Source organism: uncultured Winogradskyella sp. (genome assembly GCF_963975125.1).
Taxonomy (GTDB): domain Bacteria; phylum Bacteroidota; class Bacteroidia; order Flavobacteriales; family Flavobacteriaceae; genus Winogradskyella.
This window is the reverse complement of sequence record NZ_CAXBGB010000023.1, coordinates 1-25,452: the sequence shown is the minus strand read 5'-3', so window position 1 is coordinate 25,452 and position 25,452 is coordinate 1. Positions and strand designations below refer to the sequence as shown.

Here is a 25,452-nt window from a genome sequence, read left to right as displayed (position 1 = left end):
AATTACTAACTTTGTGGTCTAAATTAAAAATTATGAGTTTAAATATTGTTCCATTAGCAATTGGTGCGCCTCAGATAATCCTTATAGTAGTAGTTGTTCTATTGCTTTTTGGAGGAAAAAAGATTCCCGAATTAATGCGAGGTTTAGGTAGCGGAATTAAGGAATTTAAAGACGCAAGTAAAGACGATACAGCTGATAGCAAAGAAAAAGAATAAAATCTTTTTGAGAAAAAATAACAAAAAGCCTACTTTAAAAGTAGGCTTTTTGTTATTTTATAGTTATGGATTTAATAATTGACTCTAGCTCAAAAACATAACCTCGCTTTTCTAATGAAGGCGCATACACATAGCCATCTGCTACTAAATAGCGATTATTAATTTTATCTTCAATGATATAAGTTATAAATGGTCCAGCCATGGTATAACCAATCATTTCCCAAATACCTCTTACCTCATAAGCTGGTTTGTTGTCAATTATTGTATTAAATAAAGCAGGCGCATAAGCATCTTCAACAGCCATATAAATACCATCTTCACCAGGGATTTTTGATTTTGTAATCTTATTTCTCATCTCAATAATATCAATGATTGTGCTATCTCCCTTAGAAAGGGTTTCTAAAGGTACCTCGTATATCATAAGCTCTATGGTCTTAGAATTACTAAGGTTTTTTCTAATCCAGAAAAAATCATCACTGGCTTTACTAATTTTATAAGCAGAGGGAATATTGATGGTAAAACCCAATTTATTTTCCATCTTTTCATCAGCTAATAAAGATAATTTTATTCGTCTTTGCTTCTCCTTAACTTCTTCTTTATTAAAAGCATCAATTATTTTGTCTCTATTTTCTTTTAACTGGGTAATAATATCTTTATTGGTCTTACCGCCAACAACAGCAACGGTTTGTGGTTTTGCAAAAGCTTCATTTACAATTTTTGTTTTGGCTTCTAAATTTCCTTTTTCAATTTTAAGTACAATTCTGCTTCGTGTTGTAAAGCCATCAAAAATCTGTGGTGGAATTTGTCGCATGCTAAATAGTGGTTCGTCTGAAGGTAAACCATTTAATGGTGCTGCAAAAATGTCTCTGATGCTTTCACCAACATTACCTTCCCATAGTTGATTATCAACTACTACAGAAATGCTATTTAAATTTCCATTAGATGCCGGAAGATATATTTTATTATCACCCTCTTTTGTTTCTCCACATGCCATTAAAAAAACACATAATAATACCGTATATAAAGTTTTCATAAATTTAGGTTTTTGTCTGTTCATTTATTTTGACACCACTAGTGTCATTCCTATTTTGAGTTTGTTGCTACCAATACCGTTCCAATCTTTAATATTTTGAACAGAAACCCCAGAAAATTTTTGAGCAATACTCCAAAGTGAATCACCAGATTTTACTTTATAAGTCTTTTTGCCTGCTTTGCTAACTGTTTTGCTTATGTGCTGAGTTTTAGTTGAACCGCTTGGATTTCTAGGGTAAATCGTTAATCTTTGTCCTATTTTTAGGTTATTGCTTCTAAGACCATTCCAACGTTTAATTTGGCTAACTCTTACTCCATATTTTCTTGCAATTTTCCCTAAATAATCCCCATTTTTTACACGATATCTTACTTTTGTATCTGCATTAAAAAGTTGTGGTAATGGTTTTTCTCGCTTATTAAATTCTGCTTTTGCAAAAGCATAAATTTCATCTTCATTCGCGGTAAAAACACCAACAGCTTCTCTAGGCAATCTTAATACGTATGTCTTCCCTTCTACTTTAGGGATAATATCTAATTTATAAGATGGGTTTAGAAACTGTAATTCTTCAATATTTACTCCTGTAGTTTCTGCAACCTGATCTAGGGTAATCATTTGCTTTACGTGTATAGTATCGGTTTGAATATGTTGAAATGCTGGTCGCTCTGGTTTAAAACCATGTTCTTCTGCAAATTCAAAGATATACATAGTCGCTAAAAACGCAGGCACATAACCTGCTGTCTCTCTAGGAAGATTCTGGCGTATGTTCCAGTAATTTTTATAACCGCCAGACCGCCTAATCGCTTTGTTTACATTTCCTGGTCCTGAGTTATAAGCTGCTAATGCTAAATCCCAATCACCAAAAATTCTGTACAAGCGCGATAAATATTGTGCTGCTGCAGTGGTAGATTTTATTGGATCACTGCGCTCATCTACATAACTGCTTACGTCTAATTTATATTCTTTACCCGTCGCAAACATAAATTGCCATAGGCCTGTTGCGCCTACTCTAGATCTGGCTCTTGGTTTTAAGGCAGATTCTACAATAGACAGATATTTCATCTCTAGAGGAATATTGTAATTGTCAAACTCTTGCTCAAACATTGGGAAATAAAAATGACTCAAACCCATTAAACGTTCCATAGAGGTTCGTCTGTGTTTGAGGTAATTTTTTATAACATTTTCTAATGATGGATTGTATTCTACATTAAAAGGTGTTCTGGCATTTAAGCGTTTCAATCTTGCTTTTAAAGTGTCTGTAGAAAGCTCAGGGTAATCTACAGGATCATATTTGAGTTCTGTAACAGACTTATAAATGGTATCAAAAAGCGAGGTGCTATAAAGTTCTTCAAGCCATTTTTCTTCTAATTCTGCTGCTTCAGGTAAATCTTGAAGATTCTTAATGCCCAAAGAATCTACAACTGCCAGAATTATCTTTTGTGGAGTAATAAGCTTTCCGTCAATAAGAGAATCATTAGTCTTAATAACAATAGTCTCAGCTTTAACAATACTGTCTGTTTTAGTCTGAGAAAACCCAAATATCGTAACCACACAAAAGTAAGCCGATAAAAATATTTTAATGGTCATAGTTACAAATTTGATGTATTAGAGGTAACGCTAATTGGTCTAAATTAGTGTTTTTAAGAGTTTTAGTCTAGTATAGCCGCAATACCTGGTAAAGTTTTACCCTCTAAACTTTCAAGCATCGCTCCACCACCTGTGCTTACGTAGCTCACTTTATGTTCAAAACCAAATTGTTTCACTGCTGCAACTGAATCTCCACCACCAACAAGAGAAAAAGCTCCGTTTTTAGTCGAATTTGCTATAGAGTCTCCTAGAGCTATAGTTCCATTTGCAAAACTTTCCATTTCAAAAACTCCAAGAGGACCGTTCCAAAGGATCGTTTTACATTCGTTTACAACCTTATCAAAAATTTCTATGGATTTAGGGCCAGCATCTAAGCCTTGCCATCCATCAGGAATATGATTTACATCTACAATTTGAGTATTTGCATCATTACTAAAAGCATCTGCAGCAATGACATCTACAGGAATATGAATTTTAACACCTTTGTCTTCAGCTTGCTTCATTATATCTAAAGCTAATTCCATTTTATCATCTTCACAAATCGATTCGCCAATGGATCCACCTTGTGCTTTAACAAAAGTAAATGTCATTCCGCCTCCAATAATAAGATGGTCAACCTTATCTAATATGTTTTCAATTACTGTGATTTTCGAAGATACTTTTGCACCACCAAGTATTGCTAAAACAGGCTTTTCCCCATCTTCCATCACCTTTTTAATACTTTCAATTTCTTTGGCTAATAAAATTCCGAAGCATTTTGCTTCAGGAAAAAACTCTGCTACGATTGTTGTAGATGCATGCGCTCTATGCGCAGTACCAAAAGCATCATTCACATAGATGTCTCCCAACTTAGATAATAGCTTTGCAAAAGCTCTATCTCCTTGTTTTTCTTCTTCATGAAAACGTAAATTTTCGAGTAATAAGATTTCACCAGGTTCTAAAGCATCAGCCATTTCTTCTGCTTCATCTCCAACACAATCACTTGCAAACTTTACTTCAACACCTAAAATATCTTCGATTTTATTAACAATATGCTTTAACGAAAATTCATCTTGTACGCCTTTTGGGCGACCCAAATGCGACATTAATACACAGCTACCACCATCTTCCAAGATCTTTATAATTGTAGGTTTTGCAGAGACTATCCTGGTTGCGTCAGTAACTTCGAAATTATCATTTAATGGCACATTAAAATCTACTCGAATTAATGCTCTTTTATTTTCAAAATTGAAATCGTTTAAAGTCTTCATTTGTTTAGAAAGGATAAAATTTATTTTGATGAACAAATATAAAGATTAGAATGTGAACTCATCTTGACTTTCTCTGTTTACTAAAAAAATGTATGAAATTCGCTTATATTTTATTACGGGTTTTTAAGCGTAGCATTGCTATGCCTTTAAAAAGTATCTCATCTAAACAAATTTAATTTCATTTTCGGTTAAAAACAAAAAGTTAAGATGAGTTTAAGGATAAAAAAATTACATAGTTTTGCTTTATGTTATTTTCTGAAGTTTTAGGTCAAAAACATATAAAAAACCACCTTACTACAAGCGTCGATGCTGGTAGAATTGCACATGCACAATTATTTGTTGGTCCAGAGGGTTCTGGCACACTACCAATGGCTTTAGCCTATGCGCAATATATTTTGTGCAGCAATACAAATGGAGAAAATACAGGTGGTAATGATTCTTGTAATTTAAAATTTAAAAACGTTTCGCATCCCGATCTTCATTTTGCATTCCCTGTTACAACAAGCGATAAAGTAAAAAGCAAACCTGTTTCAAATTTTTATTTAGAAGAATGGAGACAGCTTATAGACCAACAACCTTATGGTAACCTCTTTGATTGGTATAAACTTTTAGGTGTAGACAATAAACAGGGTCAGATTGGGGTTGATGAGGCTTTACAAATTGTAAAATCGTTAGCGCTTAAATCTTATGAAGGCGGATATAAAGTAATGGTTATTTGGATGGCTGAAAAAATGAATACACCAGCTGCTAATAAGCTTTTAAAATTAATTGAAGAGCCACCAGAAAAAACTATTTTTATTCTTATTGCTGAAGATGAAGAGCAAATCATTGGCACGATTAGATCTCGCTGTCAGGTATTACATTTCCCGCCTTTGGCGGAAGATGCTATTGCAGAAGCTTTGGTGAAAAACTATCATATCGAAACCTCTGTTGCTACCAAAATTGCGCATCAGGCTAATGGTAATTATAATAAGGCTTGTGATTTAATTTATCAGGATAGTGAAGATATTCAGTTTGAAAAATGGTTTATACTTTGGGTACGTTCTGCCTTTAAAGCTAAAGGTAATAAAAGTGCTATTCACGATTTAATTTCATGGTCTGAAGAAATTGCTAAAACTGGACGTGAGACTCAAAAGAAATTTTTAAGCTTTTGTTTGAACTATTTTAGGCAAGCGCTACTTCTGAATTATAAGGCAAACGACCTTGTCTATTTAGAGCCTAAATCCGAAAACTTTAAACTTGAAAAGTTTGCGCCTTTTGTTCACGATTCTAATATTTTAGAGATATCAGATGAATTACAAGATGCTATCTATCACATTGAACGCAATGGCAACTCTAAGATTATTCTTACAGATTTATCTATAAAATTGACGCGTTTATTGCATAAAAAAAGCCAAGCATAAGCTCAGCTTTAAATTCAGTGAAATAAATAAGTGTAATGTTTATACCTATTCTTACTCTTTATAAGATATGTTAAGCGCTTCTAGAATGTCTTTTGTTAAATCCTTGGTTTCATCTCCGTACATTACACTTCTAGAAATATCACTAGTCCCAAAAATATAAGTATAGCCATTCTTTTTAGCATAGCCCTTCACAAAATCAGCAACTTCAATAATAGAAGAATCAATTTCCGTTTGAAAATCTTTTTGAAACTTCTGTTGTTCAGATTTCATTTGCTGCTCAATAAGTTGCCATTTTTGCTGAAATGGTTGTGCAGCAGCTTGCTGTTGCTTTTCAGACATTTTTGCTATTTTTTGCTGTAAACCCATTACTTCTATTTGATAAGCTTGCCCGAGACTATCGCTTTTTCTTTTAGACACTTCGTCTCTGAGTTTATATTTATCTTCAATATCTTTTTTTCCTTGATATTCATTAATAAGTTCAGAGTTATTTATAAAACCAGTTTTCTCAGGTTGTGTACAAGATGCAAAAGCAACTAAAATAACTAAGGCAACAACTATTTTTTTATTCATAACATTTTTATTATTTAATAATTAGTAACAATTTTTATTTTAAAATTAAATTTTTGCAAATGTAAAAAAGTTAAGCTTTGATTTGCTAATTTTTTTAATTATTGGTAATGTCTATGATGAAGCCCTTCGCTATTCACTAAACCAATAGAGAATAAATTCAAATAAAGCGATTTAAGCGCATATCTTTTTTCTTAGTTATTTTACTTAATCATTAAATAAATAGTGAAGCAACACTTTTTAAATTAAGAATTATAGCTTTTTAAGATGTAAATGTGTGATGAATACTCCTTTGATCGTCTTGCCTTTCGATTTGATTTAAAACCAACCCAAAATCCTTTGAATGGATTCATGAACCCTGATTTATATTTTTCAGAAAGTAAGCTCACATAATAAGCATCAAAAATCATTGGCAAGGTTTTTACCAATTTTAAGTTTTCCCTATTAAATAATTCTGAAATAGATGTTCTCGAAAAATGCCAAAGGTGTCTTGGCACATCATAAGCTGCCCAAAAGTTTTTGTAATGCTGCGCGTCGTAACTTTTAAAATTAGGAACCGCAATAACTAAAGTCCCATTTGGTTTTAAAAGTGATTTAAATAACGCTGTATGCATTTCTAAATTTGGTAAATGTTCTAGAACATGCCATAGCGTAATTACATCAAAACTATTTGGTTTTAGTTTTGCTAAATGTTCTGTTTTATAAACAGAATTGTTTGTTTTTGAGTTTGCGATTTCTCTAGCACTTTCATCTGGTTCAATTCCTGTAATAATCCAATTGTCTTTTAAAGCCGTTTCTAAAAAATCACCTGTACCACAACCAATGTCTAAAAGATTTTTTTCTTGCGAGTTAAACGAATTAATCAATTTTAATTTCCGTTTTAAAGCAATTTTTCTAACAGAATGATAAACGTATTCTAACAGATTTCGTTTGGTGTTGGTATGAGAAATGTAGTCTTCACTTTTATAATAGTTAGATAATTTTTCCGCTTTAGGTTTAGGGAATGTTTCCAACATATCTAATTCCTTATTGTATATTAATTGGTAGTCTTCACCCGAAACGGAATGGTCTTTTACAGTTAGATGTACTGGCTTGTTATTCATATTAAACTAGATTCTAAACTCGGTTAAGAATGACAAGAGTTTTGTGATTAAATTGAATTGTTTCACGTGGAACATTACGATTTATCTTCCTAGATACACTAATAAAACAGAAACATCATTTGGTGAAACTCCACTAATTCTAGAGGCTTGTGATATAGTTACAGGTTGAATATTAGTTAACTTTTGTCTAGCTTCAATACTCATGGACTTCAATTTTGTGTAATCGAAACCAGCTGGGATTTTTAAATTCTCAAGCCTATTCAATTTATCTGCATTGTTCTTTTCCTTCTCAATATAACCAGCATATTTTACCTGAATTTCGGTTTGCTCTAAAACCTCTAAGTCCAGATTGTTAGTCTGGATATAGTTCTCAACAGCTTCAAATTTTCTTACATCATCAATAGTGATATTAGGCCTTGCAAACAGCTTAAACATCTTATCTTGTTGTTTTACTGGTGATGAATTCTTAGCTTCTAAAACCAAGTTTGCTTCTTCTGGTTTTACACTTGTATCCTTGAAAAATTGAACGAATGCGTCAGATTTAGATTCCTTTTCTTGCATACGCCTTAAGCGCTTTTCAGAAGCTAAACCTATTTTATATCCTTTTAGAGTTAATCTAAAATCAGCATTATCTTGCCTTAAAAGCGTTCTATATTCTGCTCGCGATGTAAACATGCGATAAGGCTCTTCAGTTCCTTTTGTAATTAAATCATCTATTAAGACACCTATATAGGCCTCATCTCTTTGCAAAGTGAAAGCTTCTTTTTCTTGAACTTTTAAACTGGCATTTATTCCAGCCATTAAGCCTTGAGAGGCTGCTTCTTCGTAACCCGTAGTTCCATTAATCTGACCAGCAAAATATAAACCTTGTACCAACTTAGTTTCTAGCGTGTGCATTAATTGAGTTGGTGGAAAATAATCGTATTCTATTGCATAACCTGGTCTGAAGAATTTAACATTTTCGAAACCGACAACAGAACGCAATGCTTTAAACTGCACATCTTCAGGAAGTGATGTTGAGAATCCATTGACGTAAACCTCACATGTATTCCATCCTTCTGGTTCAACAAACAATTGATGTCTATCCTTATCAGCAAATCGATTAATCTTATCTTCAATAGACGGACAGTATCTTGGTCCAACACTTTTAATTCTACCATTAAACATTGGCGAACGATCAAAACCTTCTCGCAAAAAATCGTGAACCTGCCCGCTTGTATATGTCATGTAACAAGAGCGTTGTTCTTCTAATACTTTCGTTGTGTCTAAATAAGAAAACTTCTGCGGGTTTTCATCACCTGGCTGCTCAACCATTTTAGAATAATCCAAAGATCTTCCATCTACTCTTGGTGGTGTTCCTGTTTTCATTCTGCCTGATTCAAAACCTAGATTTACGAGTTGTTCTGTAATTCCTGTTGCAGCTCTTTCACCCGCTCTTCCTCCACCAAAATTCTTATCACCAATATGTATTAAACCATTCAAAAAAGTACCATTAGTAAGAACAACAGATTTTGCTCTAACTTCAATTCCTAATGATGTTTTTACACCAACGACTTTATGATTCTCTACAATTAAACCTGAAACCATTTCCTGATAAAAATCTAGATTCGGTGTTCCTTCTAAACGCAATCTCCAGTCTTCAGCAAAGCGCATTCTATCACTTTGCACTCTTGGACTCCACATTGCTGGTCCTTTAGATTTATTAAGCATCTTAAATTGAATTGCTGAGGTATCTGAAACAATCCCACTATAACCTCCAAGCGCATCAATCTCTCTTACAATTTGTCCCTTTGCAATTCCACCCATGGCAGGATTACAAGACATCTGTGCAATGCTTTGAAGATTCATCGTAATTAACAATGTCTTGCTCCCCATATTTGCAGCAGCAGCAGCAGCCTCGCTACCTGCGTGACCAGCTCCTACAACAATAACATCATAAACATCGTTAAACATATCTTATTCCTTAATGTTCCACGTGGAACAGTTGGGTTTCAAAAAAATTGAGTTTGCAAATATACGCTGAAATAGTGATAATTACGAACGTCTAGCTAAGTGGTGATCTTCCTTAGAGCGCATCAATATTTCATCAACATCAGATTTATCTTTATAACCACAGTAATGTAAAACACCATGAATTATAACTCGTGCTATTTCATCTTCGAATTCAATATTAAAATCCTTTGCGTTTTCCTTAACCCTATCCACAGATATATAAATATCACCATGTAGTTCTTTTCCTACTGAATAATCGAAACTAATAATATCGGTTAAAGTGTCGTGATCTAGAAAATCAACATTTAGTTTATGCAGATAATCATCAGAACAAAAGATATAATTAATCTCTCCCTCTTTATGGTTTTCTTCTAAAATGGTTTCTGAAATCCAGTTTGATACCTTGTCAGTATTCTCCAATTTAAAATCGGTTTCATAATTAAAACTAATCATTTAAGGGTTTTTCTATAATTACGAATGACTTAGAGGTTTTGTTGTAAGCTATATATCTAAAATATTTCTCTGTAAAGACTGTGGATGAATGTTTAAGCTTTTTATTATCGTCCAATTTTTCGATATAGCTTTTCTTGTCTATGTCTTTGTAAACCGTTTCAAGTCCTTCTGGGCTTATTATATTACCGCTTAGGTCTAAGCCAATTTCAAAATGACTTTTTTCATCCTTAATAAAAAAAATTTCTTCAAATGGATTAGGGCCAAATCCAGATGCCCTCATCTGTATTTGCTGTTGCTGTTGCCACATCATCTGTTGCATCATCCAATTGTGATGCCACCACCAATTATAACGGTAATTATAACTGTTCTTGTTAACATAGTCAAACCTAATCTTTACATCGCCTATTGATGTTTTATTAATTGTAACGGTTGGAGCATTAGCATTTTTTGATGCGTTTTTTAGGAATTTTTCAGCACTGTTATTATCTGAAACCGCTTTCCTAAATGCAGCGTTTAAAAGATCTATTGTTGCTTTGGTGTTCGCGCCAATACTATACACATCTAGTTTGGCTTCTTCTTTTCTTAGTTTTAACTGATAAAGCTTGTCTTCAGAAAAATAAGACGTGCTCTTTTTAATTTTGCCATTCAAAGATTCGTTTTTAAATACTTTTACATCGACTGTTAACTCATTATTATCCATTGGAATTTGAATAGCATTCGTAAAACCTTCTTTAGAATCTTCTTGGGTTAACGTTAAAACACCTTCTTCAAAATAGACCCTAAAATCATTTATTGAACCATTCTTTACAAATTCGTTTGTGTTGATTGCATCAATATTGTTGTTAGAAAGCGATTTAAAAAATTCTTGAGCCTCTTTACTCGGCTTAACCACTATGGTTTCAGTTGATGTTGCGCTAAGAGCATTTACCACGGTAATAGCTTCCTTTTTTGCATAGAGTAAAATGTTTTTGTCCTTTTCTCTAATTACAGCTTTAAAATCGTCTGTAGAAAAGCTGTCAGATTTCTTGCTTTCACCCGAAGCTAAATTAATATCCAAAACACGAATTTTTTCTTCCTTTCCTTCTTTAGATTTTGTGATTAAAGATAATTTACCGCTACTATTATGAAAGGAAAGCACACTTGGCTCTTTATCAAAGGGTATGGTCTTTAATTTTATAGTCTCACCATCTTTAAAATGATAGGGAATAATGTCGTAAGCTTTAGATGACGTGTTTTTTGCGATAATTAAATGAAAACTATCCTCTCCCGAAGTGTTACCGGAAAATGTGTTCTCAACTTTATACTTTTTATTTAATTTAATGTCCTTAGCCCCCTTCTTAATTGGGTTGGTCATAAATATGATTAAAACGCTTAATAGCATAATTATCGATTTCATATGGCCATTGATTTTTAGTTATTCTTAAAATACTCTTGAATCTTCTTCTTAAAATGATTTTGCAAAGGTAGTGCTTGGCGATTTAATATTTCTGTAGTATTAAAATATTGTTTTGCTGTTGGTATTTGACTCTGATTTGTTTGGTTGAATTCCTTCTTATTCGTTTCAGATTTACGTTTAGAATCTTGTCCTTGCATAAAGGTTGCATTCTCAAGTTTTAATAGTTGGTGTTGTAGATCCATCATTTTTTGAAGTGTCTGATTAGTAAAACCAGAGTTTAATAAATCGAGCTCAATATCCTCCATTTGTTTTATTAATTGACCTGCTGATTCAATCTTACCTTCTTTAACCATTCTATCTTCTAAAGCCTGACGCAATTGTTGTTGTTGCTGATAAATTTTAAACAACTCACCATTCTGTTCTTCACTTCCACCTTCTCCGTAGCCGTCATTCTTTTCTCCTTCACCATCATTTCCTTCACCTCCATTTTCACCATTCTTACCATTCTTACCATTTTGGTTGCCTTCACCTTTCTGGTCTCCGTTCTCACCATTCTGACCTCCTTCACCTCCTTTTCCTTCTTTACCGCTTTTCCCGTTCTCGCCGCTTTCGCCATTCTCTCCTTCTTCCCCAGACTTTCCTTTTTCACCAGGTTCCTCTACTTCACCTTCTTTTCCCTCTTTGCCTTTTTCTCCAGGTTTTTCGCCTTCCCCTTCTTTACCTTCTTCTCCTTTTTTACCCTGTTCACTTTTCTTTACACCCTCTTCCATTTGCTTATTAAGCTCTTCTTGACTCATAATAATGTCTGGTAATTGTTCCCCTCCACCTTTACCAGAACCTGGTGATGAATTCATAGACTCTTCCATATTATCTAAAACATCACTTAAAAAACTCGCTAGCTCGTTACTCGCCGTAATAGCATATTGCTGTGATGACACACCTTGATATAATCTATTCTCTGTAAGTTGACCAAGTGCTTTATCGATATTAAAATAGACGTCTGTGATTTGAGAATTTACTTTTTCCGAAATTTTAGGTTGTCTTAATGATAATGAAAATAAGCTGTCGTCGATATGCTCAAAATGTTCTCTAAGGTTACTTTGCTCTATAATGTACTTTCCGTATTTGTTATTATTGACATCAATATTCTCAAAAATATTCATAAGCGACTCTTGGTTAAATGAATAGAGTAATAGATTCTCTAAAATCTGACGAAGTGTATCGATATCTTCAGACGCTTGATCACCACCTCCGCCTCCGCCCTCAGACTTCTTTTTCATCATTTCACTCATTTGCTTCATCTTCTTAGCCGCTTTCTTCTGGTTCTTCTTTGCTTTAAGTTGTTCCTCTTTAGCTTCTTCAGGTTTCTGCCCTTCTTCCTGTTGTTCTTTCTTTTCGAGTGCTTCTGTTGCTTCTTTTTGGTCGAATTTTATTTCATCCTCAAGAAACTCATCTCTTTGCAAATTCATAGGTTTTTGAAGTAGCTTGTCTTCGCGCTTTAAATCTTTTAAATCTTCTTTAAGTTTATCAAATTCCTTATTTAATTCTTCTTGAGCTTCCTTAGTATTTCCTTTATCCTTTTCGGATAACTTTTCTTGTTCTTCAGCTAATTTATCTAACTCATTTGAAATTTTTTCAGCCTTCTTCATTATATAGAAACGTTTGGTTAACTCCAAAAGCTGTTTCATGCTTCGTTTCTTATTCTTATTTTGTTTGGCTAATTCTTCTAGCTTTTGTGTAAATTCTTCCTTATTAATTTTATCTTTTAGTTTTTCGAGCTCTTCTAATAACTTTTCATCTTTCTTTAATTGTTCTTCATTTTCTTTTAAGCGCTCTTTTAAATCTTCTTTAAATTGATCTTTTTCTTTTTTTTCATTCTGAAATTCCTCTAAATTATCTTGAAGTTTTTTGTTGAAATTTTTCATCAACTGTTCTTGGTTTTTCTGACGCTTTAGAAAATCTTCAAACTTCTTCTTATCATTAAAATTTAGACTCTCCTTTTCTTTTTGTGTTTTAGATAATTCTTCAAGCTTTTTGTCTTGTTCCTGAAGTTTATCGAAAGTCTTACTGATATCTTTTATTGTTTTATTCTGCTCATTAAGCTGTTTCTGCTCTTCTTCGTCTTTGGTTAATTTTCTATAGCTAAATACACTGCTTTTTGTACGCTTATAATTATGAAGCGCGTCATTATCAAACACTTCAAAATACAGTTGATAGCTGACTCCTTCTTCTAAATTAAACTGATTAGGGAATGCAGTTATAAATTCACTAAAATTGGATTTTGAAATGTTAATTGGCTCAAAAACCTTTTTAGAGTCATCCTCAGATGGATAATATACCAACTGTAGCTTACTTAGTCCATAATCATCACTCGCTTGTCCGTAGAAATAAAGGCTTTGCTGGTCTATAGAATCTTTTTGAACCTTTATACTTAATTCTGGATAAATATCTCTTACCACATCAATATTATAAGCTAAATTCTCATAGTCTTTTAGGCTATTATTACTTGTGGTGATGTTATAATTGTAGTTTTTAAATATCCGTTTAGTCGTTTCAAATTGACCAATTTTGTCACTACTAAAAGCTAAAGTATCATCTGCATAAATATTTACATTAGTCGTAGATTTCGTTTTAACACGCCAAGTGACATTTGTCCCTTCTGGAATAACTGCTGAACCTGTACTTTTTAAAACTTCATCTTGCTTTTTAGTGTGTGAAGGGTAATCTAAAACCATTTCAAAATTAACCAAATTAGGTGTGTTTACCACTTCTAATCTATACCGCTTGGACACTACATCATTTGCCGACAACGTAAATTCAACAGCTTTTTTTGGGAGACTAAACACATATTGAAATTCACCTGATGCTATTTGTTGTAAAAAGTAAGATTGCCCATTAAATTTAATCTGAGCGTTTTCTGGAATAACAACACCAACCGTTGAAACATTTAACTTAAAATCTTTATTTTCAATTGCCTGAAGTGATTCGTTAATAACAAAAAAATGAAAAGGTGCAGGTGGCTCATAAGCTGTTTGATAATTTACCACACGCTCATAACTATCACTAAACCAGTTTATCTTTCCTGTTAAAAAAGACAATACTAAAATAGTAATGGGTATTGCGGCATATTTTAAATACTTAGTGTTGGAGTTAAAATTAATAGCAGACTTAAACGGAACTGGTTGTAACTCTTGAGATTTCTGCTCAATACTCGCAATTAGTAGATCAGATTGCTTTGGGTTTTGATTTAATTGAAGAACATTTAGCAGCTTATCGTTAACTTGTGAGAAATGGTTTCCAATTAATTTAGAGGCTGTTTCGTAATTAATTCCTTTTCTAAGCTTAAATAAGTGCAATAGCGGAATTGCGATAAACTTAATAAATAAGCCAATTTCTACGACGACGAAAGCCCAGAACAGAATAGTTCTTGCCGTCGAGTTTAACCACAACATATATTCCACAAAAAGCGTAACCATAAGATATAGTAAGCCAATCGCAAAAAATAAAATTGCGCCCTTTAGTAGTTCATTGATATAATACCTTTTAATGAACTGCTCTAATTTACTTTTAATGGTTTCAAAATTGCTCATATATAATTCTAACTGACTAATCTACAATTTTATTTTAATAGCTATTTCGTTAAATTTGGTAAGATTCTGTTAATTTAGAGCAATAAACTGTTAAATCAGAGGAATTTCGATGAAAGACTTTAAATACTTAGCTGCATTTTCAATTCCGATTATGGGTTTTTTAGGGTTAATTTTAAAAGGTTATTGGGTTTGGGCTACGCCAATATTTTCTTTTGTGTGTATTCCTGTTTTAGAACTTATTTTTCCTGTTGATACTGATAATTTACAATCTGACGAAGCAGAAAGTCTGTTAAAAAGGAAGGTATTTGATTGGTTACTTTATTTAAACCTTCCATTAGTTTATGGCATTACTATTTATGGATTGTATGTAGTATCTAGCACTACATTACATGCCTATGAGTTTGTGGGATTAATTATTTCGGTTGGAATTGTACTTGGTGTCAACGGCATAAATGTCGCTCACGAACTTGGTCATAGACAAACTACAAACGAGCGTTTTTTAGGTAAAGCACTGCTTTTACCATCATTTTATATGCATTTTTATATTGAACATAATTTTGGGCATCATTTGCATGCAGCAACTCCAGAAGATCCAGCGACAGCACGATACAATCAGAGTGTGTATTCCTTTTGGTTTACCTCAACCATTCGTCAATATTTTAGTGCATGGAAGATTCAGAATAAACTATTAAAAAATAACAACCAATCCTTCTTTTCGGTTAAAAATGATATGTTTTGGTATGTGATATTTCAGGCTACATATTTAACTATTGTAGCTCTGTTTTTTGGTACAACGGCTTTTATTTTTGCCCTTTTTGCCGGAAATGTAGGTTTTATTTTGCTTGAAACGGTTAACTATATTGAACATTACGGCTTACTGCGTTTGCATACTAAATCTGGTCGCTACGAGCGTGTTAAAAAAATACATTCTTGGAATTCTAACCACGTTATTGGCAGAATTGTATTGTACGAATTGACTCGTCATAGCGATCATCACTTCAAATCATCTAAGAAATACCAGATTTTAGATTGCCACTTTGAAAGTCCGCAAATGCCTTATGGTTATCCGACGTCTATGGTTTTGGCTATGATTCCGCCTTTATGGTTTAGGATTATGAATAAGCGTGTGCCAAGGGATATGATTGATTAGAACGATAGAGGTCCTATCTGAGTTTCTTTTATCTATTCTCTTTTGTCTCTTTTCTTTGTTCTAAAACCTTATAAATCTATCTTTGCCTTTTAATTTATAATTATGTCTAAAAAAGTACGTGTGCGCTTTGCACCAAGTCCAACAGGGCCTTTGCATATTGGTGGTGTAAGAACTGCTTTGTTCAACTATTTATTTGCGAAAAAGCATGGTGGTGATTTTGTGCTTAGAATTGAGGACACAGACCAAAATCGTTATGTAGAAGGTGCCGAAGATTATATTGTAGAGTCGTTGAATTGGTGCAATATTCCATTTGATGAAGGACCAGGTAAAAACGAAAAATATGGCCCATACAGACAGAGTGAGCGCAAGCATTTGTATAAAAAATATGCAGATCAATTAATTACAGAAGATAAAGCGTATTATGCTTTTGATACCTCAGAACAACTCGATGCCCATAGAAAAGGCCATGAAACTGAGGGCAAAACCTTTATCTACAATTGGCACAACAGAGAAAAAGGACGTTTAGTAAATTCTCTAGTGCTAACTGAAGACGTAACAAAAGCTAAAATAGAAGCTGGAGACGACTATGTAATTCGTTTTAAATCACCACAAGATGAAACCTTGCATTTAAAAGACATTATTAGAGGAGATATATCTATTGAAACAAATGTGCTAGATGACAAAATCTTGTTTAAAAGTGATGGTATGCCAACCTATCACCTAGCAAATATTGTAGATGATCATTTAATGGAAATTACACATGTGATTCGTGGTGAAGAATGGTTACCATCTCTAGCATTACACCAATTATTGTATGATGCTTTTGGTTGGGAAGCGCCTAAATTTGCTCATTTACCGTTAATTCTAAAACCAACAGGAAAAGGAAAATTAAGTAAGCGTGATGGTGATAAATTGGGGTTTCCGGTGTTTCCATTAGCTTATACAGATCCAAAAACCAATGAAACTTCTAGAGGATATAAAGAAGATGGTTATTTCCCAGAAGCTGTAGTGAATTTTTTGGCATTTTTAGGCTGGAATCCCGGTACGGAACAAGAACTATTTAGACTTGAACAATTGGTTTCAGATTTTGATTTAGAGCGAGTTCATAAAGCTGGAGCTCGATTTGATCCAGACAAAACGAAGTGGTTTAATCATCATTACATGCAACAACAGCTCGATTTAGATTTAGCCGAAGAATTTAAAGCTATCCAACCCAAATTAGCAGAAGTGGATGTTAATTTTATCGCTTTAGTTGTTGGTTTAATAAAAGAGCGTGCCACTTTTGTAGGTGATTTTTGGGATTTGGGTCATTTCTTCTTTGTAACACCAACGTCTTATGACGAAAAAGCCTCTAAAAAAGCTCTAAAAGAAGATACAGATAACATCTTAAATAAAGTCATTAAGCTTGTTAATGCAACAGATGATTTCATGGTTAAAAACCTTCAAACCAATATTAAAGGTTGGATTACAGACAATGAAATTGGTTTTGGCAAAGTAATGATGCCTTTAAGACTAGCATTAGTTGGTGCTTTACAAGGACCAGACGTGTTTGATATAATGTTTATTATTGGTAAAGCTGAAACAGTAAAACGTATTGAGGCTTTGGTAAAATCTATAAACTGATGTTGAATATTTTATGAAATTATGAAACAAGTGTAGAATTACAACTCTAATGTTAGAACGTTATTATGGCTGTAAAAGCCAATAAAGACTGGTTACCTTTAAATTTATCATTATTACCAATATCAAGGTTTTGATTATTCAGCTTACCTAAAATATTGGTAAATCCATAAACGTATTGTACTCTTAATAAAAAATTACCAAAACCTGCTGATACACCTGCCACTCCATTAGCATTGAACTTTGAAATATCTGTAATATCTTCAGTTAATAAATTATTATAACCAGAAATAATAAAGCCTTCTTTAGAATCGTCTTTTAGTTCTAATTCACTGTTGTATTGAAGCATTGGCCCAACATCTAAGGTTACATTATTACTAATTAACTTAATGTGAAATAAAAATGAAATCTGAGCTGTGAACATTTTATATTCGATATATTCTTCTCTAGAAGTTTCAGGAGTAGCTGCGTTGATATCTATATTATTTTCCGATAACTGAATACTGTAACTAACATTATACCATCGGTGTGGAATATCAACCGAAGCCGTTAAACCACCTATAAAACCAGTATTAGCTTTAGTTTCAAAATTATCAGTAAGGATATTAAACTGCGTAATTCCACCTTGAATACCTATTCCATTTTTAATCTTATAATTTTTGTGTTGTCCATAACCAAGTGCAACAAAAGCCATACAGATAGCTACTAATAGAAGGTGTTTCTTTTTTTTCATGCGATTTTAGGGCTGATTGAGACAAACCTAAGTAAAATAATTTAATATTATTACTTACATTTAGTCTCTCGTATTAACTAATCTTAAAAAAACGTGTTATGGGTCAATATATTCTAGTTCCAATTATTTTTTTTGGATTAATCATTTTAATTTCTTCATTCTTTGTGGTGAAACAACAAACTGCGGCCATTGTGGAACGCTTCGGTAAATTTCAGAGCATTAGACAATCCGGATTGCAGCTTAAAATTCCATTAGTAGATAGAATTGCTGGTAAAATGAGTTTAAAAATTCAACAGTTAGATGTTATTATAGAAACCAAAACTTTAGATGATGTATTTGTTCGTCTAAAAGTTTCTGTACAGTACAAAGTAATTAAAGACAAAGTGTATGACGCTTTCTATAAGCTAGATTATCCTCACGATCAAATAACATCATATGTATTTGATGTGGTGCGTGCAGAAGTGCCAAAAATGAAATTAGACGATGTTTTTGTTAAAAAAGATGATATTGCCTTAGCGGTAAAAGCAGAATTAAATGATGCGATGTCTGATTATGGTTTTGACATTATAAAAACCTTAGTAACAGATATCGATCCAGATGCGCAAGTAAAAGCAGCGATGAATAGAATTAATGCTGCAGATAGAGAAAAAACTGCAGCGCAATTTGAAGGTGATGCGGCACGTATCTTAATTGTAGAAAAAGCCAAAGCAGAAGCAGAAAGCAAACGTTTGCAAGGACAAGGTATTGCAGACCAAAGACGTGAAATTGCTCGTGGTTTGGAAGAATCTGTAGAAGTATTGAATAAGGTTGGGATTAATTCTCAGGAAGCCTCAGCCCTTATTGTTGTAACTCAGCATTACGATACACTTCAGTCTATAGGGCAAGAAACCAATAGTAATTTAATCTTGTTGCCAAATTCTCCACAGGCAGGTAGCACAATGTTAAACGATATGGTGGCGAGTTTTACCGCTAGTAACCAAATTGGTGAGGCAATGAAAAATGCGGATAAAAACAAAAAAAATAATGAATGAGTTTAAAAAAATACTACTAATAACACTCGTAACTTTTAGTGTTAGTGTGTTTTCTCAAACCAAAGAAGACGCACTAAATGATGCAAAAATCACGTCAAGGGCGACTTTAGAAATGGATTTTAAAACCGTTTTAAAGCATACGCTTCCAAAAGTGGTGGACATGATGGGTGGGGAAGAGGCTGCGTTTACGTTATTGAAAAGCACATTTGATACCATGAAAACTCAAGGCTTCGTTTTTGAAAAAGCCGATATCAATAGTGTTTCAGAAATTATAGAAGAACAAGGTCAATACCGATGTATAATTGAAGGTTATAATCAAATGAAAATGACTGGTCAACGCATTAGGTCTAAAAGTTACCTTTTAGGTGTTTACAACGACACTGATAAGTTTTGGTGGTTTGTTGAGGCCAAGCAGTTAAAGAATAAGGCTCTAGTTAATGTGGTGTTACCTAATTTTGAAACTAGTCTAGAAATCCCTGATGACGATGTGCAGGTGGACCAAATAGAAGACTAATAAAAAAACCTCGAAGCATCAACTTCAAGGTTTTTTTTATGTTTAGTCATATTCTAAACCCAACCACAAACTATAGCTCCCATTATAGTTAGAGCAACCGTCCAGTAACCAACATTAATTAAGATGAGCTTCCAAGATTTACGCTCAAACAAACCATTAGTTGCGATTATTGGTAATACAATAAAAATACCCGCAAGTAAACCATGTAAAGCGCCGTGTTTAAAAGTTCTAAAGTCATTACCGTAATCAGCCATAAAGGCTTGATATGAAGGTAAAACACCTTCAGCGGCAGGATCACCACCAATAAGACTTACAACACCTGTTTGATGAATAGCTAAAAACTGAATAAAAAAAGCTAACAAAATTGAAAGCAAAAAAGACACACCAAAAATAACGGCCATGTTTCCACTTTTCATCTTTTCCTCTGTCATGCCTGCCTCTCGCATCCAAACATTGCCAAAAAGAAAAGGGTTATACCATAAAAAACCCAGTACCATTGGTACTACTGCAGCAACTAAAATTGCTAAAAAATTAAATTCCATTATATTGATTGTTAATTGTTAGTATGCTACAATATACAAAAAACCTATAAGTTGATTACCTAAAGGTATTAATTACTGAACTATCCCGATAATTATTGAGGCAGCTAACAACTTATATTTCTTAATTAAATAGTACTTGCCTCACTCACTAATAATTCATTTTTATCTTCTTTAGCTTTAGCCACAAAATCATCTATAGCATCATTTCGTTCTAAGCCATTTTCAAGTAGTACTTTAAGTGCAATCATTGTAGCGATACGTGTACCTGCTTTTTTAACCGCAGTACCAAATAAAGGTTCTAATTCGTCATAAGATACAATGTTTGCGAGTTCTTTAATTTCTGCTTTAACCTTTAATCGTTTTTCTTCTGGTAAATTAGTATATTTTTTACCGAGTTGCTGTATCACACTTATTGCAGATCTTTTTTGTTGCTCTGGTTTAGGTTGATTTTGATTGGTATTTTGAGGTTTTGGCTTCTGCTTTGCCCAACTATCTCTTAAGCCTACCGTTTTGTTAAATACTAATGCTCCTTGTTTTGAATCATCATCAACATTAAAATAGCCAAGTCTTTGAAATTGAAACTGCTCACCTATTTTAGCTTTTGCTAAACTTGGTTCTAAATAACCCGTCTTCACTTTTAAAGAATTTGGATTTACAAATTCCATAAAGTCTTTATCCTTATTACCATCTGGAGATTGGTGTATAAATAAACGATCATATTCCCTTACTTCAGCTGTGAGAGCATGCTTAATCGATACCCAATGTAATGTGCCTTTTACTTTTTTAGATGTGTCTTCAACATAAGTACATTGAATTTCTATTACTTCACCTTTGCCGTCTTTTACAACATTATTCGCCTTAATAATATAAGCGTTTTTCAATCGAACTTCACCTCCGAGTTTCAATCTAAAAAATTTATTGTCTGCCTCTTCTTTAAAGTCTTCTTTTTCAATATAAATTTCTTTAGAAAATGGCACTTTTCTATAACCAGCAGTTTCATCTTCCTGGTTATTTTCAGCCTCCAACCACTCTTCTTTGTCTTCAGGATAATTAGTAATTACAATTTTTATAGGATCTAAAACAGCCATCACGCGGTTTGCTATTTTGTTTAAATCCTCACGAATGCAAAACTCAAGCAACGATACATCAATCACGTTTTCGCGCTTAGCAACACCAACTTTATCTATAAATTTACGAATAGAGTTTGGTGTATAACCACGACGACGCAAACCAGAAATAGTAGGCATACGTGGATCGTCCCAACCAGAGACTACATCGTGTTCTACCAAACGCAATAGTTTACGTTTGCTCATTATGGTATAACTAAGATTTAAACGTGCAAATTCGCGCTGTTTTGGTGATAATGGTAGTTTATTCTTACTATACTGATAAACGTGCTCTTTAAACCAATCATAGAGTTTTCTGTGAGGTTTAAATTCTAATGAGCATAACGAATGTGAAACTTGTTCTAAATAATCACTTTCACCATGCGTCCAATCGTACATTGGATAAATACACCACTCATCACCTGTTCTGTGATGATGTGCATAAAGAATACGATACATAATAGGATCTCGCATTAACATGTTGGGATCTTCCATATCTATTTTAGCACGAAGAAGGTGAGTACCAGCTGGGAATTCACCAGCTTTCATACGTTGGAATAAATCTAAATTTTCTTTAACGCTTCTATTTCTAAATGGGCTGTTTTGCCCAACCTGTGTTGGAGTGCCTTTTTGCTTAGCCATGGCTTCAGACGATTGACTGTCTACATAGGCTTTGCCATCTTTAATCATCTGTACAGCCCAATCATAAAGTTTTTGGAAATAATCTGAAGAATACAATTCGTTTTCCCATTTATAACCCAACCATTTAATATCGCGTTTAATAGCATCTACATATTCTTGCTCTTCTTTTGCGGGATTAGTATCATCGAACCTTAGGTTAACAGGAGCATTGTAAGTCTCTCCAAGCCCAAAACTAATTCCAATAGCCTTAGTGTGGCCAATATGCAAATAGCCATTTGGTTCTGGAGGAAAACGAAAACGAAGCTGCTCTTTTGATAAGCCGTTTGCTAAATCTTCTTCTATAATATGCTCTATAAAATTGAGTGATTTTGTTTCTTCTGACATCGGAAAATTCTAAAGTGTAAAATTACATAAATTGTAACATTTATGTACACATTTGTACTTATAGTATGAACCAAAAAAGATTAATCATGAATTACAAATGTCCAAAATGTGATAATACTACATACGAGATTGGAGAAATGAGAGCCACTGGAGGCACTTTATCAAAAATTTTTGATGTACAGAATAAAAAAATCACTTCTGTTGCTTGTGAAAATTGTTCTTATACAGAATTTTTTAAGGCTAGGACAAGTGCAATGAGTAATATCTTTGATTTGTTTACTAACTAGTGTTATTTTTGCTGTATGGGAATAATTAAAGTAGAAAATATTCGTGTTTTTGCACATCATGGATGTTTAAAAGAAGAAACTGCTGTAGGTAGTGATTACAGGGTTGACTTAGTGGTTAAAGCTGATTTAGGGACTTCAGCAAAATCAGATGAGCTTAAAGATACTGTTGACTACGTATTCTTAAACAAAGTGGTTAGAGAAGAAATGGGTAAACCATCAAAACTTCTTGAAACCGTTGCGCAGCGTATAATAACTCGGATTTTTAATGAAGATAAAATGCCAACTAAGGCTACCATTTCTGTTAGTAAAATTAATCCTCCAATTGGTGGTGATGTTGAAATGGTAACTATAAAAATGTCTAAAAGACGAAAAAACTAAAGCGATAGGGTGTAAAACCTTTATTTTTTTTACATTTGCCCTCGCAAAAGGGTGTCGTGGCCGAGTGGCTAGGCAGTGGTCTGCAACACCATCTACAGCGGTTCGAATCCGCTCGACACCTCAAAACCTTCAACTTATGTTGAGGGTTTTTTTATTTATAAATTTTAAGAAAATTTAGATTAAGGTTTACGTGGTTCAAATCCTCTATAACTATTACACCTCAAAAAAGAGGAGTTCGATGTAGAAGAGGTGTACCCAACTAGAATGACGCTGTCTATAACAGCTGCTTTAATTCTACTTTGTAATCTTGCATAACCTATGTTCATGTAATTTTTAGGATGCTCTTTCTATAATAAAATAATCTAAAATCACTATTGTATTCAATAACACTATGCCTAACACAAACAATTCTGATCCATAAGGCCAATGTTGAATCTTAAATATGAGTCCAAAAAATAATAAGAATGACGCTAGGCCTATTAAGATATAATACATTACTCTAATTGGTCCTTTCTTATTAAATTTTCTATTCTTAAAATAAGAAGATCCCTCTTTAATAAACCACCAAAGAAATAGGATCAGTAAGCAAACTTCAAAGATATAGGGAACATAAAAAAGATGAAAAACTTGAACCAAATAGCTAAAAACCCATAGTAAAACAAAAGTAAGTTTCACATAATCTAATTGGTATTTATCTTTCTTGTTAAAGAAACGAATCGTGTACAAAACACCTATTAGAATACCACCCAAAAACATTAATTCTTTAGCAAAAGGCCAGTGCATTAACTTAAATAAAGCTCCAAATAATAAGATTACTATCGCTAGTCTTAATGGTAGGTTTAAAATTTTTTGTGGGTTATCTTTCAAAGCTATCTATCTAATGGGTTAACCTTTTCAATCTGCTCTTTACTCTTTTCATAAAGTTCAGGAAACAAACCTTGTGTAAGAAGTAAAATTCCAAAACCTAAAATTACTAATGAAACAATTTTTTTTGTTTTAAAAATACGTCTAGGTGTCAGTTTGTTTTTAAGGCGTTTTGCCATAGCAATCTTAAAAAGATCGGTTAAAAAATATGAGGTAAGCATTGTTGCAATAAATATAAATACTCCATTTTTAGAAGTTGTTATTGAAGTGCCAATAACTATAAAACCTAACCATCCTAAGAGTACACCAATATTTATAAAGTTTAGTAAGAAACCTTTAATAAAAAGCCTTCCATAGTCTTTTTTAGGAATTTCAATTCTATGATGTTCTCTAACAATAGATCGAAATGATTTTGAGGTTTTTATAAAACTTATAAGACCATATATAACGAGTAAAACACCGCCGAAAACTAACAATTTAGGGTCGTCTTTTATTTTATCTAAAAGCGTATCTGTACTTTTAAAAATCACTAAAATAAATACAATATCTGCTAAGATAACACCTAAATCGAATATAATAGCACTAGTAATGCCTTTGGTTACACTGGTTTCTAATAATACAAAAAACACAGGTCCTATAGTAAAAGCTAAAATAATACCAAATGGAATGGCTGTTAAGATGTCATCAAACATGTAAATCTAATGGTTTTACACAAATGTAATAAATCTAATAAGAATTTTACATACGTTTAATTCTTCCTCCCAGAACACGACTTTCATCGACTTCTTTTGGGTTGCCATATATAAAAACATCACCACCTGCTTTAATTCTTATTTCTGCATGTTCTGTTGCATTTACATAAGCTTCACCTGCCGCACTAACGCTGACTTCGGTGCGCTGTGTAATAAATTTTTCACCGTTAAAAACACCACCTGTATAAATAGAAATATCTTGGTTTTTTGAACTTCCAGTTACGTTAATAGTTCCACCTGTAACAGCTCTAAAATTAGCATAAGTTGTTTTTAATACAGCAGTAATTTCTGCACCTTCTTGTGTTTTTAAATCTATTTCGTATTGTTCAATAGGATCTGCAATAGTAACTTTCGCGCCTTCATTAGCATCAATTATATCAACTGATGTGTAATAAAGAATCACTACGGTATCATTACCGTCGTAGCTTTCTTTGAGGTCCATTCTTATTTTAAGTTTGCCATTTTTATTTACAATTTCTACCTCTTTTCTGTTTTTTCCTGAAATAATAACTTTGTTTTCATTAGATTTAATCAACTTTAAATTAATTAAATCGTAAATTTTTACGGTTGTAAATTCACCAATAGTCTTTTCTACGGTTTCTTGTGAATTAACACTAAAACCAATAGTTAGTGTTAAAATAAACATGATTTTCTTTATCATAATTCTCTTTTAATTTATAACGGAAAAATTTGTAAATAATATATAGTTTTTCTTAAATATCTCTTATTGAGCTACTTTTACAGCAGTTCCTGTTACAGAAACCATTACATAATTAGCTGCTGTAAGTTCTATATCTACATTAATACCAACAACAGCATTTGCATTTAAACCTTTAGCATTATCTCTTAGTTCTTGAAATGCT

24 protein-coding genes and 1 tRNA gene are annotated in these 25,452 nt (G+C 33.0%); 9 read left to right on the top strand and 16 right to left on the bottom strand.

Annotated elements, in window-relative coordinates:
- Positions 1-32: 32 nt before the first annotated feature.
- The gene (gene tatA, locus AAC053_RS05135) at positions 33-215 is read left to right on the top strand and encodes a twin-arginine translocase TatA/TatE family subunit (RefSeq protein WP_339753645.1); all 183 of its coding nucleotides are present in this window, start codon (positions 33-35) and stop codon (positions 213-215) included.
- Between the two features lie 52 nt (positions 216-267).
- On the opposite strand, the gene AAC053_RS05130 is transcribed toward tatA, so the two are convergent.
- The 3 genes from AAC053_RS05130 to AAC053_RS05120 form a co-directional block, all read right to left on the bottom strand.
- Entirely contained in the window at positions 268-1,248 is a 981-nt protein-coding gene (locus tag AAC053_RS05130) for a DUF4837 family protein (RefSeq protein WP_339753643.1), read from the bottom strand.
- A 24-nt stretch (positions 1,249-1,272) separates the two neighbouring features.
- Complete coding sequence (locus AAC053_RS05125; protein ID WP_339753640.1) at positions 1,273-2,832, bottom strand: LysM peptidoglycan-binding domain-containing protein; 1,560 nt, start codon at positions 2,830-2,832, stop codon at positions 1,273-1,275.
- A gap of 62 nt (positions 2,833-2,894) precedes the next feature.
- Entirely contained in the window at positions 2,895-4,082 is a 1,188-nt protein-coding gene (locus AAC053_RS05120; protein WP_339753638.1) for a phosphoglycerate kinase, read from the bottom strand.
- 245 nt (positions 4,083-4,327) lie between these two features.
- Between AAC053_RS05120 and AAC053_RS05115 the strand changes: the two genes are divergently transcribed.
- Positions 4,328-5,485, top strand: coding sequence for a DNA polymerase III subunit delta' (locus AAC053_RS05115; RefSeq protein WP_339753635.1), 1,158 nt, complete (start codon positions 4,328-4,330; stop codon positions 5,483-5,485).
- Positions 5,486-5,536: 51 nt separating this feature from the next.
- Here AAC053_RS05115 and AAC053_RS05110 read toward each other — a convergent pair whose 3' ends face one another.
- The 6 genes from AAC053_RS05110 to AAC053_RS05085 form a co-directional block, all read right to left on the bottom strand.
- Positions 5,537-6,055, bottom strand: coding sequence for an OmpH family outer membrane protein (locus AAC053_RS05110; RefSeq protein WP_339753632.1), 519 nt, complete (start codon positions 6,053-6,055; stop codon positions 5,537-5,539).
- A 242-nt stretch (positions 6,056-6,297) separates the two neighbouring features.
- A complete protein-coding gene (locus AAC053_RS05105) occupies positions 6,298-7,155 on the bottom strand; it encodes a class I SAM-dependent methyltransferase (protein ID WP_339753630.1) in 858 nt (285 codons plus the stop codon).
- Positions 7,156-7,236: 81 nt separating this feature from the next.
- Positions 7,237-9,108 carry a tRNA uridine-5-carboxymethylaminomethyl(34) synthesis enzyme MnmG gene (mnmG, locus tag AAC053_RS05100; RefSeq protein ID WP_339753627.1) on the bottom strand — a complete coding sequence of 624 codons (1,872 nt, stop codon included), beginning with the start codon at positions 9,106-9,108 and terminating at the stop codon, positions 7,237-7,239.
- An 81-nt stretch (positions 9,109-9,189) separates the two neighbouring features.
- A complete protein-coding gene (gene ybeY / locus AAC053_RS05095) occupies positions 9,190-9,600 on the bottom strand; it encodes an rRNA maturation RNase YbeY (protein ID WP_339753624.1) in 411 nt (136 codons plus the stop codon).
- Positions 9,593-10,996, bottom strand: a complete 1,404-nt coding sequence (locus tag AAC053_RS05090; RefSeq protein ID WP_339753621.1) for a hypothetical protein — start codon at positions 10,994-10,996, stop codon at positions 9,593-9,595. The genes ybeY and AAC053_RS05090 overlap by 8 nt, the downstream gene beginning before the upstream one ends.
- 14 nt (positions 10,997-11,010) lie before the next feature.
- Entirely contained in the window at positions 11,011-14,586 is a 3,576-nt protein-coding gene (locus AAC053_RS05085; RefSeq protein ID WP_339753619.1) for a hypothetical protein, read from the bottom strand.
- Positions 14,587-14,695: 109 nt separating this feature from the next.
- Between AAC053_RS05085 and AAC053_RS05080 the strand changes: the two genes are divergently transcribed.
- The gene (locus AAC053_RS05080) at positions 14,696-15,736 is read left to right on the top strand and encodes an alkane 1-monooxygenase (RefSeq protein ID WP_339753617.1); all 1,041 of its coding nucleotides are present in this window, start codon (positions 14,696-14,698) and stop codon (positions 15,734-15,736) included.
- 102 nt (positions 15,737-15,838) lie between these two features.
- Positions 15,839-17,359, top strand: a complete 1,521-nt coding sequence (gene gltX, locus AAC053_RS05075) for a glutamate--tRNA ligase (protein ID WP_339753615.1) — start codon at positions 15,839-15,841, stop codon at positions 17,357-17,359.
- A 52-nt stretch (positions 17,360-17,411) separates the two neighbouring features.
- Here gltX and AAC053_RS05070 read toward each other — a convergent pair whose 3' ends face one another.
- Positions 17,412-18,089, bottom strand: coding sequence for a hypothetical protein (locus AAC053_RS05070; protein ID WP_339753612.1), 678 nt, complete (start codon positions 18,087-18,089; stop codon positions 17,412-17,414).
- 98 nt (positions 18,090-18,187) lie between these two features.
- Between AAC053_RS05070 and AAC053_RS05065 the strand changes: the two genes are divergently transcribed.
- Both AAC053_RS05065 and AAC053_RS05060 read left to right on the top strand, forming a co-directional pair.
- Positions 18,188-19,120, top strand: a complete 933-nt coding sequence (locus AAC053_RS05065) for an SPFH domain-containing protein (protein ID WP_339753609.1) — start codon at positions 18,188-18,190, stop codon at positions 19,118-19,120.
- Positions 19,113-19,634, top strand: a complete 522-nt coding sequence (locus AAC053_RS05060; RefSeq protein ID WP_339753606.1) for a hypothetical protein — start codon at positions 19,113-19,115, stop codon at positions 19,632-19,634. Before AAC053_RS05065 ends, AAC053_RS05060 begins: the two co-directional genes overlap by 8 nt.
- Before the next feature lie 53 nt (positions 19,635-19,687).
- Here AAC053_RS05060 and AAC053_RS05055 read toward each other — a convergent pair whose 3' ends face one another.
- Both AAC053_RS05055 and AAC053_RS05050 read right to left on the bottom strand, forming a co-directional pair.
- Positions 19,688-20,176 (bottom strand): DUF1761 domain-containing protein, encoded by a 489-nt coding sequence (locus tag AAC053_RS05055; protein WP_339753603.1) that lies wholly within the window; start codon positions 20,174-20,176, stop codon positions 19,688-19,690.
- Positions 20,177-20,301: 125 nt separating this feature from the next.
- Entirely contained in the window at positions 20,302-22,308 is a 2,007-nt protein-coding gene (locus AAC053_RS05050) for a glutamine--tRNA ligase/YqeY domain fusion protein (protein ID WP_339753600.1), read from the bottom strand.
- A gap of 86 nt (positions 22,309-22,394) precedes the next feature.
- Between AAC053_RS05050 and AAC053_RS05045 the strand changes: the two genes are divergently transcribed.
- From AAC053_RS05045 to AAC053_RS05035, 3 genes are all read left to right on the top strand, one after another.
- Entirely contained in the window at positions 22,395-22,595 is a 201-nt protein-coding gene (locus AAC053_RS05045) for a zinc ribbon domain-containing protein (RefSeq protein WP_339753598.1), read from the top strand.
- Between the two features lie 15 nt (positions 22,596-22,610).
- Positions 22,611-22,973 carry a dihydroneopterin aldolase gene (gene folB, locus AAC053_RS05040; protein WP_339753595.1) on the top strand — a complete coding sequence of 121 codons (363 nt, stop codon included), beginning with the start codon at positions 22,611-22,613 and terminating at the stop codon, positions 22,971-22,973.
- 50 nt (positions 22,974-23,023) lie between these two features.
- A tRNA-Cys gene (locus tag AAC053_RS05035) sits at positions 23,024-23,094 on the top strand.
- Positions 23,095-23,306: 212 nt separating this feature from the next.
- Here the strand turns inward: AAC053_RS05035 and AAC053_RS05030 are convergent.
- From AAC053_RS05030 to AAC053_RS05015, 4 genes are all read right to left on the bottom strand, one after another.
- A complete protein-coding gene (locus AAC053_RS05030) occupies positions 23,307-23,840 on the bottom strand; it encodes a hypothetical protein (protein ID WP_339753593.1) in 534 nt (177 codons plus the stop codon).
- 2 nt (positions 23,841-23,842) lie between these two features.
- Entirely contained in the window at positions 23,843-24,529 is a 687-nt protein-coding gene (locus AAC053_RS05025; RefSeq protein WP_339753590.1) for a LysE family transporter, read from the bottom strand.
- 46 nt (positions 24,530-24,575) lie between these two features.
- Positions 24,576-25,250: a head GIN domain-containing protein gene (locus AAC053_RS05020; protein WP_339753587.1), complete on the bottom strand. Its 675-nt coding sequence runs from the start codon at positions 25,248-25,250 to the stop codon at positions 24,576-24,578.
- 63 nt (positions 25,251-25,313) lie between these two features.
- Positions 25,314-25,452, bottom strand: a 139-nt coding sequence (locus AAC053_RS05015; RefSeq protein WP_339753672.1) for a heavy metal-binding domain-containing protein, incomplete at its 5' end; no start/stop codon positions are given.